Below are 19,893 nucleotides of genomic sequence, written 5' to 3' on the forward strand. Positions count from 1 at the left end.
ATAAAGGAAAAATAAAAAGGAATAATCATGAAATTAACAATACTGCTCTATTTTACAATACTCTCTATACTTACAACATTTAGCTTATCAGCTAAAGAATTAAATACATCTCATAAGAAGCTCGCAATATCTAATTTACAGCATCAAGAAATTTTTAAGGATGATGATGACCCTTACATAAATCATGGGACTTATAGTTCAAATAATGCAAATATTGCAAGCTCAAATAATAAAGTTGTCGTTATATTAGACTCTTTGCAGGGTGTATTAGACGCTAACTTACCATTCGAACTCGAAAGTGAAATTTTAGAGCAGCAAGGTTATAGTAATTGGAACCTTACTGATGAACAGTTAGAAGAAAAATTTGATAGGATGGTCATTGACATAGAAGCGATGAATAGTGCATTTGGCCTATCAGGGGAAGTAAGAGCTGCGAGTTTTTGTTCAAAAAAAGTAGTTAACAGAACAAAAACTACAAATACAAATATCAACATCACTAAAAATAAAAGTAAAGATTTAAACTCTAATAATACTTCAGGAACTTTATCCACATCAATTAAGGTTGAGGGTGGCTTAAATATAACCGTTAATTACCGACGAAGGAGTCGTTGCGGCTTTGTATACAATGTAAGTGTCAAAAGCTTAAAAGCGGAACTTTCAGCAGAGTTACAAGCTAAGCTAAGTGCTTTTGGCGAAGCAAACTATACTGTATCGTCAAAGTTATTCAATGATACTATTAATATTTTTGATACTGACGTGGTTAGTGGATGGATATATTTTGTTTACTACGACATCGATGCAAAATTCGATATTGAATATGGCGTAAACTTGGATTTTACAGCAGCAGCAAGCTTTAACTCAAATTATACAGCAGAGGGAAATATAAATATAGAATGGACATGTGACAGGAAATCTTGTCAAAAAAATTCAAATGAATTCAACTTTGAATATACGAGAGTTACAGATGACTCTTATGAAGTGCAAGTGGAAGCTATTTTAACACCATATGTAGAACCCCAAGCAACTATTGACTTAGACATTTATGAATATTTTGATATAGCGAATGCTCAAGCAGGTATAAAGCTAGCCCTCCCAATAAGATATTATTACTATAATGGCACAATGTGTTCAGATGGAAATAATGATGGCAAAAATGACCATATTACCGCGTCATTATTCGATGTCAGCGCTGAAATAGAGGCTTATGTAGGCCTTGGGATATTAGGAAAAACGATAACTAAAAGCATTGATCTGAATTTGAGTAACTGGGCTGAAATAAAACGAGGTAAAAGAAAATTTTATAGAAAAAATATTTACTTTAAAGATTTAAATGGAAATTCAAATATTTTCACCCCAAAACTATCTTTACCGCCCAATCAAAATTATGAAGAAGGCTTTCTAATAACTGGGACAAGGAAATGTTACCCATTTGAGGCGGATGTTACATTAGTTGTAAATTGGGGAAATGGGCAACAACAAAACTTAACATTACCAGTACAGCAAACTGAAACAGTAATGCACCAATGGGGATTAGGGTCTTTTGATGTATCAGTCAAAATTGTAAGTGATGCTGCTGGAAGATACTTTAATAGTGATTCATCTTCATCAAGAGTCAATACCTCTGTAGATGGCAGCTCTGCTTTTATATACTCCTATGAAGCGCCTAAATATAACAACCTAATACTAGGCTCTAGTAGCTGGTACCCTGCATTTAAAACCGTCAAGCAGTATTGTATTGAGCATGGCCATGAAGATGCATACAATTATTACTCTAAAACTTCCTATGGTGCAGGCCATTATTTTTATTCTTCAGGGATTTGGCGAACTTACGGAGGGCAAAAATTTGATATTATAACAAAGATCTATTGCGAATCCTTTTCTCAAAACGCTATTAAAGGAGAAAAAGTTTACTATAACATTAAAAAAGGAAGCAATATAGGATACAAGTATAATGATAATATGCTAAAAACATCGGTTTTAAAGTGGTGTCAATCTGAAGGTTATAGGAGTTATAAAGATTTAAAAACTAAATATGTAAACTATAAATATTACGGCACTCCTTATACATATTTTAAAGATTACAAATGGAATACTAGTAGCAATACTGGAGCATATATAGTTGAAAAAGTAACATGTTTAGGAAGTTGAATAAGTTTAAGATAGAAAATCAGCTCCCCCTTAACACGTTTTGTGTAACATACTGGATAAATTAACTTTTTTATACGGCCTTAGAATAAAACCATAAACTTATTCAAGGCCGTTGTTAATCTATTATCAAGTATCACAAGTGTATTGAAGGTTTATGTGGAACTTCATAATTTTTTGAAGATGAGTATATTAATTATTTTTTAATGATTCGTTTATTTGCTCTAATACGCTATAAGGATCGGCAGCTTGTGTTATAGGTCGCCCAATAACTAAATAGTCAGCACCATCTTTTACCGCCATTTCGGGCGTCATGATCCGTTTTTGATCACCTACATCAGCCCCAACAGGTCTGATACCAGGGGTGACTAACTTAAAATGCTCGCCTATTTCAGTTTTCAACATTTTTGCTTCTTGAGCTGAGCATACAACCCCATCTAAGCCACTTTGATTAGCTAATGTGGCTAATGCTAAAACTTGCTCTTGAGGTGTCTTAAGAATGCCTAAGCCATTTAAATCTGACTGATCCATACTCGTTAATACGGTTACACCAATTAACAATGGTTTTCGCCCATTAACCTTCTGTAACGCTTCTTGTGCAGTGCGCATCATAACTTCGCCGCCACTCGTATGAACATTAACCATCCATACACCCAAGTTAGCAGCGGCAACACAGGCTTTAGCCGTAGTGGCGGGGATATCATGAAACTTTAAATCAAGAAATACATCAAAGCCTTTATCAACTAACTTACCCACTAAAGAGGGACCAAAATAAGTAAACATTTCTTTACCTATTTTTAAGCGGCATTGCTCAGGCTTTATTTTATTAACTAAATTAAGTGCATCTTGTTCGTTGTTATAATCAAGGGCAACAACAATACGTGAACTATTTTCAATCATCAGAACTATTTAATCTCCGGTTAAACCTTTAATTGGCTTTACGCTTCCCCAGTGTTTACACCGAGGACATTGCCAAAATAAAAAACTACCTTGGTAGCCACATTGCCCACATTCATAATCAGGCAATTGTTCAATTTTTTTAACCACCATGCTTTGCAAACTTTGCATCATTGAACGAGCAGGCTCAACATCAATTTGCTTAGCATTTACTGCCATTAAACTCGCAAAACCACGTATAGTCGCATGTTCTTCTAACATGGCTACAAGTGTTTTTCTCGCAGCAGAAGGCGTTTGCAGCTGTAATTGCAATTGTGCAATTTTATCAACGATGGCAGTACTCGAGCCGAGTTTGTCGGTATATTGTAAAAAGTGAAGTTGGTCAGTTTTATCAATAAAAATGTCATCAATAAGTGGAATGAGTACAGGTACAAAATCAATACTGTTATCGACTAATGCATAAGCATAATCTTGCGCCTGTTTAACCTGACTTTCAGACAATGCAAAATCAATCAATGCAAGATAAGCCCTTGCACAGGTGACATCATACTCAACCGCACGAACTAACTGAGCTTTTCGAGAGTTACCTTCTAATTTTTCAGCTAACTCACATAATAAATATGCGCGTGTATTATCGAGGTTATCGCCATCTTGAGATTCAACATTAACTAAAATATCGTAAGCGGGTTGCCAATCGCGATAGGTTTGATAGATACGAGAAAGTAAGGTCTTAGCTTCATATTCAAGCTCAGCATCATCGACCAATGGTTTTAATAACGCTTCTGCTCGATCGTATAAAGCGCAATCGATAAAATCTTTGGCAAGTTGTAATATCGACATTCGGCGTTGACAGGGACTAAGTGCATCTTGCTTGGCTAAAAATTGGTGAATTTTGATCGCACGATCATTCTCTCCTTTAGCTCTAAATAATTTACCAAGCGCGACATGTGTCGTAAACGTTTCATTATTAACTTCCAAATTCTCAATGAGAACATCTATCGCTTTATCACGTTGATTATTTAAAAATAAATTTAAGCCAGATAAAAAATTTTGATTTATCTTTTCATGTTGGCGTAATTGAGCTTGTTTAAAACTATTGCGCCCCATTACATAGCCGTATAAGGCGGCAACGGGCAATAGTAAAAATAATAATTCAGGCATTTAATTAATGATCTTTAAGTTGGATCCGCAATTGTTCGTTTTCATTTTGCAGCTTAGTCAATTTACGTTTATTTTGAAAAAGCTTAAAATTAGCTTTAGTGAGTAATATCCACCACCCTACTGAGGCAGCAACAAAGCCTATAAAGAAAAACAGACTTAATACCTGAGATAAAACTAAATTTTGCTTAGCAAGAATATAGTTTAGAGAAACAAGTTGTGCATTTTGACTAGATATAATCAAAACGCACACTGATACCAAGATAGCAGCAGCTAACGTAAAAAACGTAACTAATTTTTTCACAGATAATACCTGAATAATCGTTAAGTAATATTAACGCGATCTCTGAGTTCTTTACCGGGCTTGAAATGAGGAACATATTTACCCTCTAATTCAACGCTGTCACCCGTTTTAGGGTTTCGACCTAGCCTAGGCGCACGATAATGCAATGAAAAACTGCCAAAACCACGTATTTCAATGCGTTCATTTTTCGCTAAGGATTGTGCCATATATTCCAAAAGCTCTTTAACACTCGTTTCAAGATCTTTAAAAGGGATATGTGGATATTGCTCTGCTAATTGCTCGATCAGTTCAGATTTGGTCATATAACCTCCAGTTCAATAACAAATAGGATTTTGTTTACTGAAGGATGGGAAGTAAGGTGGAAGTTAAACTTCCACCTTAACAGCATTATTCGCCTTTTTGAGCGTTTTTAAATGCTTCTGCCATCGCATTAGTGAAAGTACCAGAATCCTGTTGTTGATTAACAGTTTCTAATGCAGCTTTCTCTTCTGCTTCGTCCTTAGCTTTAATTGATAAGCTAACAACGCGGTTCTTACGGTCAACACCTGTGAATTTAGCTTCTACTGAATCGCCTACGCTGTATTCAGTTGATGCATCTTCAACACGTTCACGTGAAATATCACCAGCACGTAAGTAACCTTCAACACCTTCAGCTAACTCAATTGTTACGCCTTTAGCATCTACTTCAGTAACTTTACCATTAACGATAGCACCTTTTTTGTTATCCGTCAGGTACTTAGTAAATGGATCTTCATCAATTTGCTTAATACCTAATGAAATGCGCTCACGTTCTGCGTCAACTTGTAAAACAACAGCGGTAAGTTCTTCACCTTTCTTGTATGTGCGTACAGCGTCTTCGCCAGATGCATTCCAAGAAATGTCAGATAAGTGAACTAAACCATCAATGTTGCCTTCAAGACCGATGAAGATACCGAAGTCAGTGATTGACTTGATCTTACCAGAAACTTTATCGCCTTTAGCGAAGTTCTTAGCGAACTCTTCCCAAGGGTTAGGTTTACATTGCTTAAGACCTAATGAAATACGACGACGTTCTTCGTCAATTTCAAGAACCATAACTTCAACAGTGTCACCCAAGTTAACAACTTTAGATGGGTGGATGTTTTTGTTAGTCCAATCCATTTCAGAAACGTGAACTAAACCTTCAACGCCTTCTTGGATCTCAACAAAACAACCGTAATCAGTTAAGTTAGTCACACGACCACTTAGCTTAGCACCTTCAGGGAAGCGAGCTGCAATTTCAGCCCATGGATCGCTACCTAATTGCTTAAGACCTAATGATACACGTGATTTTTCTTTATCAAACTTAAGAACTTTAACGTCAATCTCGTCACCAACATTAACAATTTCACTTGGGTGCTTAACGCGTTTCCAAGCCATATCAGTAATGTGTAGTAAACCGTCTAAGCCGCCTAAGTCAACGAATGCACCGTAATCAGTAAGGTTCTTAACGATACCTTTAACTTCAATGCCTTCTTCTAATTTGCTTAATAGCTCTTCGCGATCTGCACTAGACTCTTGCTCAATAACAGCACGACGTGAAACAACAACGTTGTTACGTTTTTGGTCTAATTTAATTACGCGGAAATCTAATTCTGCACCTTCGATGTGACTTGTATCACGAACTGGGCGAACGTCAACTAGTGAGCCAGGTAAGAATGCGCGGATGCCTTCAACTTCAACAGTGAAACCACCTTTAACTTTACCAGATACATAACCTTTAACGATTTCTGAATCTTCACAAGCTTTCTCTAAACGTAACCAAGCTTCATGACGCTTCGCTTTTTCACGCGATAATAACGTTTCACCGAAACCATCTTCAACAGCGTCTAATGCAACGTCTACTACATCGCCAACGTTTACTTCAACTTCACCAGTATGGTTAGTGAATTGTTCAACAGGAATAGCACTTTCCGACTTAAGGCCAGCGTCAACTAAGACAACATCTTTAAGAATTGCTACGATAGTGCCTTTAACGATTGCACCAGGACGAGTTTCGATAGTTAATAAGCTTTCTTCAAAAAGCTGAGCAAAATTTTCAGTCATTATATACAGTTTTAATGATTAACTGGATTGCATCCAAACGCACCAGGGTTATTTAGGTAAGCAGATCATCCTAATCCACTAAAATTTTCAGCTTAATCTATTATGAGTATTAAGCTGAAAGGTCATCTTGATTGAGCTTATTCATGGCAAAATCCAGAACAATTTCAATCACTTCGTCAATATTCATTTGAGTAGAATCAACAATAAACGCATCATCTGCAGGCACCAAAGGCGCTACAGACCGATTAGAGTCTCGTTCATCCCTCGCTTGAATATCGCTTAAAAGACGTTCAAGTGTAACCTCTGGGTGCTTATTTTTCAACTGAAGGTAGCGTCTTTTCGCTCTCTCTTCGGCAGAAGCAGTTAAGAAAATCTTAACTTCCGCTTGTTTAAAGACAACCGTTCCCATATCGCGACCATCAGCAACCAAACCAGGTGCTTCACGAAATGCACGCTGACGTCGTAATAATGCTTCGCGAACTCGAGGTAATGAAGCCACTTTTGAAGCGACGGCACCAACTTCTTCAGTGCGAATAGCGGATGAGACATCTTCACCTTCTAAGATAACGCGTGTCTCATCAGTGTCTTCATCATTAGCAAAGCTAACATCTAAATGGGCAGCAAGTGAGACTAAAGAACCTTCATCCGTCGGATCCATATCATGATGAACAACCGCAAGAGCAAGCACCCGATAAATAGCGCCGCTATCTAAAAAATGCCAACCTAACTGTTGTGCTATACGTTTACTTACTGTTCCTTTACCAGCCCCGCTTGGGCCATCGACTGTAATAACGGGAAATATGTCAGTCATTACTACCTCATTTATTCTTTATTTTCGTCAATCCACACTAACCATGCTTTTTAGCAAAATCGAGCATGAAATCCGTGAGCGCTTTTACACCTTCATAAGGCATTGCATTATAAATACTTGCGCGCATACCGCCGACTGAACGATGACCTTTTAAAGCCACTAAACCCGCTTGCTTAGCCTCTTTTAAAAACAAATCGTTGAGTGATTCATTTTTAAGGTAAAATGGGACATTCATTCTTGAGCGGTGTGCTTTTACAACCCGACTTTCATAAAATTCACCGTTATCGATGACATCATATAAAAGTTCGGCTTTTGCTATATTTTGTTTCTCTATAGCCGCCACTCCACCTTGCGCTTTTAACCACTTGAAAACAAGCCCGGCTAAATACCAGGCGTAAGTAGGCGGCGTGTTAAGCATAGAATCAAAAGACTCTTGCTGTTGATAATCAAAAATTGAAGGGGTATAACCTCGGGCTTTGCCTAACAAGCTTTTACGAACGATTACAATCGCTAAGCCACTTGGGCCAATATTTTTTTGTGCACCCGCATAGATCAAATCATAATCATTGACATTAATTTCGCGTGACAAAATACAAGAAGACATATCGGCGACTAATGGCGCATCCGTTTTAGGCACAAAATCAAACTCTACCCCGTCTACCGTTTCATTAGGGCAATAATGCACATAACTAGCATCTGAACTAAATTGCCACTCAGATTGCGGTGCGATCGTTTTTTTACCATCAACGTATGTCACATTTGAAATAATGTTTGCTTGACCGTATTTTTTACATTCTGCTACGGCGCCTTCTGACCAAGCTCCCGTTATAACATGATCAGCAACGCCACCTTCAGGTAACAAATTCATCGGTATAGAACAAAACTGTCCACGTCCGCCTGCATGCATAAATAAAACAGCATAATCATCCGAAATATTCAATAAATCACGTAAATCCGCTTCAGCTTCAGCAGCCATTGCAATATATTCTGGACTGCGGTGACTGACTTCCATCACCGAGCAACCTAGACCTTGCCAATTTAAAAACTCTTCTTGAGCTTGCTGCATCACAGCGGCCGGCAGCATAGCTGGACCGGCACAAAAGTTATATATTTTATTCGTCATTACTATCGGTTGAGTCATTAGTTGAAATTTGTTCTTCAGTGTCGGTAACAACTGTTGTGTCTGCTGATTCAATGTCAGTATCAGCGTCTGTGGCTACAAGTTCATCAAGCTCTTCTATGCGCTCTAAACCAACAACACGTTCATCATCAGCGGTGCGAATTAAACGAACACCTTGTGTATTACGGCCAACAGTAGAAACTTCACTGACACGGGTTCTAACTAAGGTGCCCTTGTTGCTAATGAGCATTATTTCATCGTTATCTTCAACTTGAACCGCGCCTACTACTGCGCCATTACGTTCACTGACTTTAATAGAAACAACACCTTTAGTCGCACGGCTCTTAGCTGGATAATCAACTAATGGCGTACGTTTACCAAAACCATTTTCAGTTACGGTTAAGATCTCGCCTTCATTGTGAGGGATAATTAGAGAGACAATAGACTGCCCTTCTTCTAATTTCATACCGCGAACACCTGTCGCAGTACGGCCCATACCACGAACTTGAGTTTCGTTGAAACGAACAACTTTGCCCTCATTTGAGAACAACATAACATCACTTTCGCCGTGCGTAATATCCACGCCAATTAATTCATCACCTTCATTAAGATTTAGCGCGATGATACCGTTTGCTCTAGGACGAGAATATTCAGTTAACGCTGTCTTTTTAATTGTTCCTTTAGCCGTAGCCATGACGATGTACTTGTCAGCATCATATTCACGCACAGGTAGAATTGCCGTTATACGCTCATTTTCGTCTAAAGGTAGAAGGTTGATAATCGGCTTACCACGAGCTTGTCTTGAAGCAAGAGGTAACTGATAAACTTTCATCCAATATAATTGACCACGAGTCGAGAAACATAAAATCGTATCATGGGTATTAGCAACAAGTAGTTTTTCGATGAAGTCTTCTTCTTTCATCTTCGTTGCCGCTTTACCTTTACCACCACGGCGTTGAGCTTCATACTCACTTAATGGTTGATATTTTGCATAGCCTTCGTGTGATAAGGTAACAACAACATCTTCTTCGGTGATTAAATCTTCAAGGCTTATGTCATGAGAAGCAGCCGATATTTCGGTGCGTCTCTCATCACCAAACTCTTCTTTAACCGCGACTAACTCATCACGGATAATTTCCATTAACCGTACAGCACTAGCAAGAATATGAAGTAATTCAGCAATTTGATCTAATAGCGCTTTGTATTCTTCTAATATTTTCTCATGTTCAAGACCGGTTAATTTGTGTAAACGCAAATCAAGAATAGCCTGAGCTTGTTGCTCAGTTAAGAAATATTGGCCATCACGTATACCAAATTCAGGTTCTAACCACTCTGGACGAGCAGCATCGGTACCTGCACGTTCGAGCATATCTGAAACATCACCTAATTGCCAAGAGTTAGCAACTAAACCTTTTTTAGCTTCTGCAGGGCTTGGAGACGCTTTAATTAATTCGATTATCGGATCAATATTAGCGAGGGCAATCGCTAAACCTTCGAGTAAATGAGCACGTTCACGTGCTTTACGAAGTTCAAAAATCGTGCGTCGAGTGACAACTTCACGACGATGATTAATAAATGCATGAATCATGTCACGTAAGTTAAACAACTTAGGTTCACAGTTATCTAATGCAACCATATTCATACCAAATACAACTTGCATTTGAGTAAGAGAATAAAGTTGATTAAGTAGTACTTCACCCGATTCGCCGCGCTTAACTTCAATAACAATACGCATACCATCTTTATCAGATTCGTCACGTAAAGCACTAATGCTTTCAATGCGTTTTTCTTTAACAAGTTCGGCCATTTTTTCAATTAGGCGTGCTTTGTTAACTTGGTACGGAATTTCAGAAACGATGATTGTTTCACGACCATTGTCACTAACGACAACCTCAGCTGAAGCTCTTAAATAAATTTTACCCCGACCCGTTCGATACGCTTCTTCAATACCTTTTCGGCCACTAATGATTGCAGCAGTCGGAAAATCAGGACCTGGAATATACTCAATTAGTTCTTCAATCGTGATGTCTGGGTTTTCGATCATGGCTAAGCAACCATTAACCACTTCATTCAAATTATGAGGCGGAATGTTTGTTGCCATACCAACAGCAATACCTGACGAACCATTTACTAATAAATTCGGAATTCGAGTCGGTAGCACTTCTGGAATATGTTCTTGACCATCATAATTAGGTACAAAGTTGACGGTTTGTTTTTCAAGGTCAGCCAATAAAGAATGAGCAATTTTAGACATTCTTATTTCGGTATAACGCATGGCAGCAGCTGAATCGCCATCAACAGAACCGAAGTTACCCTGACCATCAACTAACATATAGCGTAACGAAAACGGCTGAGCCATACGAACAATCGTATCATATACCGCGCTATCGCCATGTGGATGGTATTTACCAATTACATCGCCAACAACACGAGCTGACTTTTTATATGGTTTGTTCCAGTCATTTTTTAGCTCGTTCATCGCAAATAGTACACGGCGATGTACAGGCTTAAGACCGTCTCTCACATCAGGTAAAGCTCGTCCTACGATCACGCTCATTGCGTAATCTAGGTAAGAAGTTTTCAGTTCGTCTTCGATATTGACGGGAAGTATTTCTTTGGCCAAATCACTCATAAACCAGATTAATCCCTAAATAATTGTTTTATTTGATTTTTCTTCTAATGCGCGAATATAACGATCGCGCGAAAAATTTTGCGCGCAGATTCTAACACAATAATCACTGCAAACCATGTAAAATATTTGTAAAGATAGCTATATTTTTTACAAAAAAGCGGACTTTTTAAGTCCATGTTATACAAAACAAGCTGAATTAACCTTAATTACCTGATTGCACCGGCTCGCCGCGCACGTATAATAAAGTTCAAGCTAAGGTGGAATATAAAATAATGAACGATAACATTGACTTGCAAGAAGTCGCTAAATTTGACGAAATAGCACACAATTGGTGGGATAAAGATCAAGAGTTTGCCCCTTTACACCGTATAAATCCTTGTCGTCTACATTACATACAAACGCATACTAACGGGTTATTTAACAAAAACGTCGTTGATATTGGTTGTGGCGGCGGAATTTTAGCGAGTTCAATGGCTCAACAAGGTGCCGTTGTAACGGGAATTGATGCAGCGGAACAAGCCATTAAGGTGGCAAAGCTCCATGCTAAATCAGAAAATTTATCTATTAATTATCAATATACAACAGCCGAGCCATTTGCAATTGAACACTCTGAGATGTTTGATGTGGTCACTTGTATGGAAATGCTAGAACATGTACCAGATCCGGCATCTGTCGTTGCAGCGGCTTGTAAACTTGTTAAACCAGGCGGATATTTATTTTGTTCAACTTTAAATAAGACACTTAGATCATACTTATTGGGTATTGTAGCAGCTGAACAGATACTCAATTTAGTCCCTAAAGGGACACATGAACATGATAAATTTATTCGACCATCCGCCTTAATTAAGATGATTGAACAAAATGGGTTAAAGGTACAAGACGCAAAAGGGTTGCATTATAATCCAATCACAAAAAGTGCAAGTTTAAATAATGATTTAGCCGTTAACTACCTATTATTTGCGAGAAAACCGAATGAAAACAATCTTTAAACCCGACGCGGTTCTTTTTGATTTAGATGGCACTTTACTTGATACTGCTCACGATTTAGGTAATGCCCTCAATAAGTTATTAAAGACATTAAATTTACCATCAAAAGCATATGACGAGTACCGCGATTCAGCATCCCATGGTTCGTATGGCATGCTTAAAATTGGATTAGGTGAGTTATATGATAGCTTGATCACTGAAGATCTTAGACAACAGTTTTTAGACCATTACGAAGCTGAAATAAATAAATCAACCGTATTTTTTAATGGCATCGAACAGCTTATCGACTTGCTTGATATAAATAAAATACCGTGGGGAATCGTGACGAACAAACCGGGATATTTAACTGACCAATTAGCAGTGCAATATTCAGCGCTTAAAAACTGCAAAGTGATAATTTCTGGCGATACGCTACCCGAGAGAAAGCCCCACCCTGCTCCAGTACTTTACGCTGCCAATAAAATGAATATACAACCTGAAAAATGTTGGTATGTCGGCGATGCTGTTCGCGATATTCAAGCAGGTAATGCCGCAAAAATGTATACCGTACTGGCTGAATGGGGTTATACAAAAGATCTATTACCTGTAAAAGATTGGCAGGCTGATGTTTTAACAAAAACCCCTCATGATTTAACAAAGCTAATACAAAGAAAATTAAACGAACAAGCAAAAGCAGGCAAATAAATCAAATAAATTCTTATTACTTTTAACTCTAAACTAACACCCGATTTGCTAACCTTTTTTTTCAAAAAAAACTTTTTTTTATAAGTGTTTGCAAAGTCGCTGAGCTTATAAAAACTAGCGTCTAAAAGTGAGTGTGCACTAACAAATTATTTTTGTGTTTTTATACGCTCATTTAACAAGCAAGTTGGATCTTGCTTTACAATCAAAACCTCATTATCTTGTGGTCAAATTAGTAATTAACCCTACATCTTGTGTATGACATTTTAATGAGAATTAATTTTCATGAGGTTCAGGGGACGTTATTTAACCAATTAAAATTATAATATTTACCAACATTAGGCGTAATCATGAGTGAGCAGCTTTTCGTTAAAAAACGAAACGGATTAAAAGAAAAACTGGATCTAGAAAAAATACATCAAGTGATAACATGGGCAGCCAAAAATCTTGATAATGTTTCGGTTTCTCAAGTAGAAATGAAATCGCAAATCCAATTTTTTGACGATATTAATACGGCCACGATCCATGAAACGTTGATCAAATCAGCAGCAGATTTAATCTCGGAAGAAACGCCTAATTATCAATATTTAGCCGCTCGGTTAGCTATTTTCCATTTACGTAAGCGTGCGTTTGGTCAATTTGAACCTCCTCATTTATATGATCACGTTGTCGCATTAACTGAAGCTGAACGTTATGATCGTCATCTGTTAGAAGATTACACAAAAGAAGAGTTCGAACATATGAACTCGGTAATGGATCATACTCGTGATTTAAACTTTTCATACGCAGCCGTTAAGCAATTAGAAGGTAAATATCTAGTTCAAAACCGAGTCACAGGTGAAATTTTTGAAAGCCCGCAGTTCTTATATATGTTGGTTGCCGCTTGTTTATTTAGTAAATACCCGCAAGAAACTCGCATGGATTACATCACTCGTTTTTATGATGCGATTTCTACTTTTAAAATTTCATTACCAACCCCAATCATGGCGGGTGTGCGCACACCAACTCGACAATTTAGTTCATGTGTTTTAATTGAATGTGGTGATAGCTTAGATTCAATTAATGCCACCGCGAGTTCGATTGTAAAATATGTAAGTCAACGCGCCGGTATTGGTATCAACGCGGGTCGAATTAGAGCCGAAGGTAGTACAATTAGAAGTGGCGAAGCTTACCACACCGGTTGTATTCCTTTTTACAAGTACTTTCAAACAGCCGTTAAAAGTTGTTCACAAGGTGGTGTTCGAGGCGGTGCAGCAACGCTTTTTTACCCACTTTGGCACCTTGAAGTTGAATCATTATTAGTGCTTAAAAATAACCGCGGTGTTGAAGAAAATCGTGTTAGACATTTAGATTATGGCGTGCAATTTAATAAATTAATGTATACACGTTTAATCAAAGATGAGCATATAACCTTATTTAGCCCTTCAGATGTTCCGGGTTTATATGAAGCCTTCTTTGCTGATCAAACTGAGTTTGAAACACTCTATGTAAAATATGAACAAGATACATCTATTCGCCAACGCAAAATTAAAGCATCTGAACTCTTTGGTTTATTTGCTCAAGAGCGTGCATCAACCGGCCGTATATACTTACAAAATGTAGATCACTGTAATACACACAGTCCATTTGATCCAAAAGTCGCACCGGTCAGACAAAGTAACTTATGCCTTGAAATCGCACTTCCAACTAAGCCACTTGATCACGTACATGATGAAGAAGGTGAAATTGCCTTGTGTACACTTTCTGCCTTCAATTTAGGTGCTATTAGTGATTTATCAGAACTAGAAGAGCTAGCACATTTAACCGTGCGTGCGCTTGATAATTTATTGAGTTATCAAGACTATCCTATTCCTGCAGCTGAAAACGCGAGTATTAGTCGCAGAACACTGGGTGTAGGGGTAATCAACTTTGCTTACTATTTAGCGAAGAATGGCGTTCGATACTCAGATGGTTCAGCTAATAATTTAACGCATAAGACATTTGAAGCCATTCAATATTATTTATTAAAAGCGTCAAATATATTGGCTCAAGAACAAGGTGCCTGCCCTAAATTCAATGAAACGACTTATGCAAAAGGCATTTTGCCAATAGATACATACAAAAAAGACCTCGATAGCATCGTATCTGAACCCTTACACTTGGATTGGGAAACATTAAGAAAATCAATAGTTGAACACGGCTTACGTAACTCAACCTTATCAGCCTTAATGCCATCTGAAACATCATCTCAAATTTCCAATGCAACTAATGGCATTGAACCACCACGTGGTTTCATCAGTGTAAAAGCCAGTAAAGACGGTATTTTAAAACAAGTTGTGCCTGAGTTTGAAAGCTTACGCTTTAACTATGAACTGTTATGGAACATTCCATCAAACAGAGGCTACTTACAATTAGTTGGGATCATGCAAAAATTTGTTGACCAAGCTATATCGGCCAACACCAATTACGATCCAACTAAATTTGAAAGCAATAAAGTGCCAATGAAGCAATTACTATCCGATCTATTATTAGCCTATAAACTGGGTGTTAAAACATTGTATTATCATAATACACGTGATGGTGCAGAAGATGCCCAACAAGATCTAAAAGAAGAAGATTGCGCTGGCGGCGCTTGTAAGATATAACGTGACTTAAAAAAGCAAATAGCACAAAAGTGCTATTTGCTTACCCTCTTAAACCTATCGAAGTGTAAACTGATTAAACCATGAGCTATACAACCTTTAACCAAAAAAATACTGATTATATGCGCGAGCCAATGTTTTTTGGCAACTTAGTTAATGTCGCGCGTTATGACAAGCAGAAGCACCCGATTTTTGAAAGACTTATCGAAAAACAGCTTAGTTTTTTTTGGCGTCCAGAAGAGGTCGATGTCAGTAAAGATCGCATTGATTATCAGCGTTTATCAGAGCACGAAAAGCATATTTTTATCAGTAATTTAAAATATCAAACGCTGCTAGATAGTATTCAAGGCCGTTCACCTAATGTGGCTTTATTACCGATAGTATCATTACCCGAATTAGAAACTTGGATCGAGACATGGGCTTTTAGTGAAACGATACACAGTCGTTCATACACCCATATTATTCGAAATATTGTTAATGATCCGGGACTTGTATTTGATGATATCGTTGTTAATGAACATATAATTAAACGAGCGGATGATATATCTCACTACTATGATCAACTCATCCAAATGTGCCAACTGTATTACACTCAAGGTGAAGGTACTTTCAATGTTGAAGGTAAAGACATTGTTGTTAGCAAGCGTGAAATGAAACGTCTAACTTATTTGTGTGTTGTCGCGGTTAATGTACTTGAAGCCATTCGATTTTATGTCAGCTTTGCCTGTAGTTTTGCTTTTGCAGAACGTGAATTAATGGAAGGTAACGCCAAAATAATTAAGCTTATCGCACGTGATGAAGCTCTTCATTTAACCGGTACTCAGCATATGATAAATATCATGGCACAAGGTGAAGATGATCCAGAAATGGCTGAAATTGCTAAAGAATGCAGAGAAGATGCAATCGCAATTTTTAAAAATGCAGCTGAACAAGAAAAAGAGTGGGCTTCATACTTATTTAAAGACGGATCGATGATTGGTTTAAATAAAGATATATTAAGCCAATATGTTGAATATATCACCAATAGCCGAATGTCAAGTGTTGGGTTACCTAGCATATTCAATACAAATCAAAACCCTATCCCTTGGATAAATTCTTGGTTAGTTAGTGATAATGTTCAAGTTGCGCCTCAAGAAGCCGAAATTAGTTCGTATTTAGTTGGGCAAATTGATAGTGAGTTTGATGTAAACGAATTTGACGATTTTGAGCTTTAATCCAGCTTTAACGACCCATGTCGGATGAAATAGAATTTACGTTAGTCATGGACGACTTCAACGACAGTAAAAAAACGAACATTTTAGAATATCTTGAACAACAAGAATTAAATGTTCACTATCATTGCCGAGATGGATTTTGCGGAGCCTGCCGCACACCACTCGTCAGTGGTGATATCCACTACCATAAAGAACCACTTGCATTTATTCGTTCTGGGGAGTTCTTGCCTTGTTGCAGTACACCTAAAACCAATTTAAAAATAACAGCGAAGCAAAATAGTAAATAGCGTTCTATCTTACATTAGCAGTGATATCTAGATCACTTAACTACGTCAAATACATTACCTACTAACTAACGATATTATTCAGCCGCTTTAGAGCCAAAAAAAAGAGGTTTTTACACCTCTTTTTAGATTCGTATTTTATACCAATCCATATAAATAAATGATCTCTCAGAATGCATCCAGCGGTTTTTGAACAAGGCGTCGGTGTACAGGAATGGTTGTTCCCTTTCAAATACCGATAACGCAGGTCAAAAGCCGCTGGGGCATTCCTTTCAGGCGAGTTTTAAATGCGCTTACTCTGTGTTGCTCGAACTCAAAAGAGCACCACTATTCTTTCATTTAAGCGCATTTAAACGCTCGCTGAGTGGGCTCTTATTATTACGGATTGGTATTACCCAATATCTTCAACATGGTCATTCAGCACCTTGAAGTCACTTGGGTATATCATGTTTATCCTTGTTACATATATTTACGCTCTCGCTTAGTAGCAACGGTATCAATATAAGCATGCCAACTGGCAAAACCAAGTAAAGGCATTATCACTAAAAAGGCTAAAAAATAGGTCGCAAAACCAATCGCAACGCCAATCGCAATAATACTAGCCCAAAACAGCATAACGCCTTTATTAGACCAAACAGCATTGATACTAGTTAATACAGCCGTCATTAAATCAACTTTTCGTTCAACTAGTGTCGGTTGAGTAAAGGCACTGATCGTAAATACAAATGCAGCCAGTAATGCGCCTACACCGGTACCGACTAATAAAAAGGGAATTAACTCAACAAAGTCGTCTCCGATATAGGGTGGATATAACGCATGTATAATAGAGGCGACACGTAACCAAAAAATCATAGAAACAAGCAGTAAAATAGCAAATGCCCATTCATGCACGCTATTACGATGGATCGCACAAATTGAATGCCATAATGACGGCGTGTGGCCTTTTTCAAATTCCCAGCTGACATCGTATAAACCAGCGGCTAAAAAAGGTCCAAGCATCATAAATGCAACTACCGCAGGTCCTGCAACTAAATAATTATCGGTTAATGATACAAGGTAAGTAATTAAAATAGGTATGACACAGAACACCATGCCATAAAAAAGCGTGATAAGCGGTGCTTTAAACATATCATTTAGGCCAAGCTTAAGCCATTTAATAGGATCACCCCAATCAAGTTCGTTACAAGGTATTACACGGCCGAGCTCATTATCATGCAGCGCGTTTTTTTCCTTTCTCATAGCATGCGACATAATTGCTTCCTCTTTTGATCCCAAATGGTTTTTAGTGCTTCTTATTTAGGCGAGTCATAAAATCTGACTTTTTTCGCTTAAAGAGCATTTACGATAATATTCAAAACAGATTTACGAATTAAAAATTTGTTTCTTATTACTAAGTATTGATTAAAAATTATATTTTTGTAGTTTTTGTAACCAATTTTTTACAATTTAATTAGATCAGAATACCTAAAAACACTTTAAACACTTAAAATCAGCAACTTAGAAAACAGAAGCGATTAAATTAATATGTAATAAAAATGTAACTACATAAATAAAAATCCAAGAATAGAAAAATAAAGTCATTGCCGTCAGGTTAAATAGAAAATAACGTTAAATTGTTCTAAATACACAGATAAAAAATCAGGTACGGGGGAAGGAAATAAAAATAATATTTTTTATATATTTAGCTTCACATCAGCTTAGACTTAAGTTAGTTTTGCACATTGAACCCTCTATTTAATTTTTAACATTAGGAACAAAAGTGAGCGAAATAAAGCAATCCGATAAATTAAGACATGTTTGTTATGAGATTCGTGGTCCCGTGGCCAAAGAAGCGAAGCGCCTAGAAGAAGAAGGCCATAAAATTCTTAAACTTAATATCGGTAACCCAGCTCCTTTTGGTTTTGATGCCCCTGACGACATCTTAAAAGATGTGATCCGTAATTTACCTCAATCACAAGGTTATTGTGATTCAAAAGGTATTTATTCAGCACGGGTTGCAGTGATGCAATATTATCAGCAAAAAAATATCCATAACCTCAACATTGAAAATATTTTTATTGGTAATGGCGTTTCTGAATTAATTGTTATGGCCATGCAAGCTTTACTTAACACCGAAGATGAAGTTCTCATACCCGCTCCAGATTACCCATTATGGACAGCGGCTGTTGCCTTATCTGGTGGTAAACCGGTTCATTATATTTGCGATGAACAAGCTGATTGGTACCCCGATATTAAAGATATCGAAAGTCGTATAACCGAAAAAACAAAAGCGATTGTCTTAATTAATCCGAATAACCCCACCGGTGCGGTTTATGATAAAAACATGGTACTGGAGTTACTCGAAGTCGCGCGTAAACATAATTTGATTGTATTTAGTGATGAAATATATGACAAAGTGCTTTACGGAGATGTAGTACATCACCCAACGGCCAGTTTAGCTGATGATTTATTTGTTGTTACGTTTGGTGGTTTATCTAAAAATTATCGTATAGCGGGCTTTAGAGCGGGCTGGATGGTATTAAGTGGAGCGACTTATCGCGCGATTGATTATATTGAAGGGTTAAACATGCTCGCTTCAATGCGTTTGTGTGCCAATGTACCCTGTCAACATGCGATACAAACCGCATTAGGAGGTTACCAAAGTATAAACGAACTCATCGTACCGGGTGGTCGTTTATACGAGCAAAGTCAATTCGCCTATGAGCGAGTCAATCAAATTGAGGGTCTAAGTTGTGTTAAACCACTAGGTGCAATGTATATTTTCCCTAAATTAGACCAAAAGAAATTTAAAATCAAAGATGATCAAAAAATGATCATTGATTTTTTACGCCAAGAAAAAGTCCTGATGGTACATGGTACCGGTTTTAACTGGCCAACTCCCGATCACTTCCGGCTTGTCACGCTACCACATGTAGAAGTATTGTCTGAAGCATTTGATAAACTAGAACGTTTTTTACATAGCTATCGTCAATAAA

16 protein-coding genes are annotated in these 19,893 nt (G+C 37.5%); 7 read left to right on the plus strand and 9 right to left on the minus strand.

What is annotated here, in order from left to right; genetic code table 11:
- Positions 1 to 27: 27 nt before the first annotated feature.
- A complete protein-coding gene (locus DPX34_RS09195) occupies positions 28 to 2,148 on the plus strand; it encodes a hypothetical protein (protein ID WP_111978131.1) in 2,121 nt (706 codons plus the stop codon).
- Between the two features lie 189 nt (positions 2,149 to 2,337).
- On the opposite strand, the gene pyrF is transcribed toward DPX34_RS09195, so the two are convergent.
- The 8 genes from pyrF to gyrA form a co-directional block, all read right to left on the minus strand.
- Entirely contained in the window at positions 2,338 to 3,048 is a 711-nt protein-coding gene (pyrF, locus tag DPX34_RS09200) for an orotidine-5'-phosphate decarboxylase (RefSeq protein ID WP_111978133.1), read from the minus strand.
- 6 nt (positions 3,049 to 3,054) lie between these two features.
- On the minus strand, positions 3,055 to 4,203 hold the full coding sequence (locus tag DPX34_RS09205) for a hypothetical protein (protein ID WP_111978135.1): 1,149 nt from the start codon (positions 4,201 to 4,203) through the stop codon (positions 3,055 to 3,057).
- Between the two features lie 4 nt (positions 4,204 to 4,207).
- Positions 4,208 to 4,504: a lipopolysaccharide assembly protein LapA domain-containing protein gene (locus DPX34_RS09210; protein WP_157964676.1), complete on the minus strand. Its 297-nt coding sequence runs from the start codon at positions 4,502 to 4,504 to the stop codon at positions 4,208 to 4,210.
- A 20-nt stretch (positions 4,505 to 4,524) separates the two neighbouring features.
- Positions 4,525 to 4,806 carry an integration host factor subunit beta gene (gene ihfB, locus DPX34_RS09215; RefSeq protein WP_111978138.1) on the minus strand — a complete coding sequence of 94 codons (282 nt, stop codon included), beginning with the start codon at positions 4,804 to 4,806 and terminating at the stop codon, positions 4,525 to 4,527.
- 85 nt (positions 4,807 to 4,891) lie between these two features.
- Positions 4,892 to 6,568, minus strand: coding sequence for a 30S ribosomal protein S1 (gene rpsA / locus DPX34_RS09220; RefSeq protein WP_111978140.1), 1,677 nt, complete (start codon positions 6,566 to 6,568; stop codon positions 4,892 to 4,894).
- Between the two features lie 109 nt (positions 6,569 to 6,677).
- Positions 6,678 to 7,379, minus strand: a complete 702-nt coding sequence (gene cmk, locus DPX34_RS09225; RefSeq protein ID WP_111978141.1) for a (d)CMP kinase — start codon at positions 7,377 to 7,379, stop codon at positions 6,678 to 6,680.
- Between the two features lie 37 nt (positions 7,380 to 7,416).
- Positions 7,417 to 8,502 (minus strand): 3-phosphoserine/phosphohydroxythreonine transaminase, encoded by a 1,086-nt coding sequence (gene serC, locus DPX34_RS09230; protein WP_111978143.1) that lies wholly within the window; start codon positions 8,500 to 8,502, stop codon positions 7,417 to 7,419.
- Entirely contained in the window at positions 8,492 to 11,131 is a 2,640-nt protein-coding gene (gene gyrA, locus DPX34_RS09235) for a DNA topoisomerase (ATP-hydrolyzing) subunit A (RefSeq protein WP_111978144.1), read from the minus strand. The genes serC and gyrA overlap by 11 nt, the downstream gene beginning before the upstream one ends.
- 272 nt (positions 11,132 to 11,403) lie before the next feature.
- On the opposite strand from gyrA, the gene ubiG reads away from it, so the two are divergent.
- The 5 genes from ubiG (at position 11,404) to yfaE (ending at position 16,921) form a co-directional block, all read left to right on the plus strand.
- A complete protein-coding gene (ubiG, locus tag DPX34_RS09240) occupies positions 11,404 to 12,120 on the plus strand; it encodes a bifunctional 2-polyprenyl-6-hydroxyphenol methylase/3-demethylubiquinol 3-O-methyltransferase UbiG (protein WP_111978145.1) in 717 nt (238 codons plus the stop codon).
- Positions 12,104 to 12,802, plus strand: a complete 699-nt coding sequence (locus DPX34_RS09245) for an HAD-IA family hydrolase (RefSeq protein WP_111978146.1) — start codon at positions 12,104 to 12,106, stop codon at positions 12,800 to 12,802. Before ubiG ends, DPX34_RS09245 begins: the two co-directional genes overlap by 17 nt.
- 347 nt (positions 12,803 to 13,149) lie before the next feature.
- The gene (gene nrdA, locus DPX34_RS09250; RefSeq protein ID WP_111978147.1) at positions 13,150 to 15,423 is read left to right on the plus strand and encodes a class 1a ribonucleoside-diphosphate reductase subunit alpha; all 2,274 of its coding nucleotides are present in this window, start codon (positions 13,150 to 13,152) and stop codon (positions 15,421 to 15,423) included.
- Positions 15,424 to 15,503: 80 nt separating this feature from the next.
- Positions 15,504 to 16,634: a class Ia ribonucleoside-diphosphate reductase subunit beta gene (gene nrdB, locus DPX34_RS09255; RefSeq protein ID WP_111978148.1), complete on the plus strand. Its 1,131-nt coding sequence runs from the start codon at positions 15,504 to 15,506 to the stop codon at positions 16,632 to 16,634.
- Between the two features lie 17 nt (positions 16,635 to 16,651).
- Positions 16,652 to 16,921: a class I ribonucleotide reductase maintenance protein YfaE gene (gene yfaE, locus DPX34_RS09260; protein WP_111978149.1), complete on the plus strand. Its 270-nt coding sequence runs from the start codon at positions 16,652 to 16,654 to the stop codon at positions 16,919 to 16,921.
- Between the two features lie 456 nt (positions 16,922 to 17,377).
- Here the strand turns inward: yfaE and DPX34_RS09270 are convergent, their stop codons facing one another.
- Positions 17,378 to 18,169, minus strand: coding sequence for a DUF2189 domain-containing protein (locus DPX34_RS09270; protein ID WP_111978150.1), 792 nt, complete (start codon positions 18,167 to 18,169; stop codon positions 17,378 to 17,380).
- A 508-nt stretch (positions 18,170 to 18,677) separates the two neighbouring features.
- Here DPX34_RS09270 and DPX34_RS09275 point away from each other — a divergent pair.
- A complete protein-coding gene (locus DPX34_RS09275; protein ID WP_111978151.1) occupies positions 18,678 to 19,892 on the plus strand; it encodes a pyridoxal phosphate-dependent aminotransferase in 1,215 nt (404 codons plus the stop codon).
- The last annotated feature ends 1 nt before the right edge of the window (position 19,893 follow it).

This window comes from Algibacillus agarilyticus (assembly GCF_003286125.1).
Classification (GTDB): domain Bacteria; phylum Pseudomonadota; class Gammaproteobacteria; order Enterobacterales; family Alteromonadaceae; genus Algibacillus; species Algibacillus agarilyticus.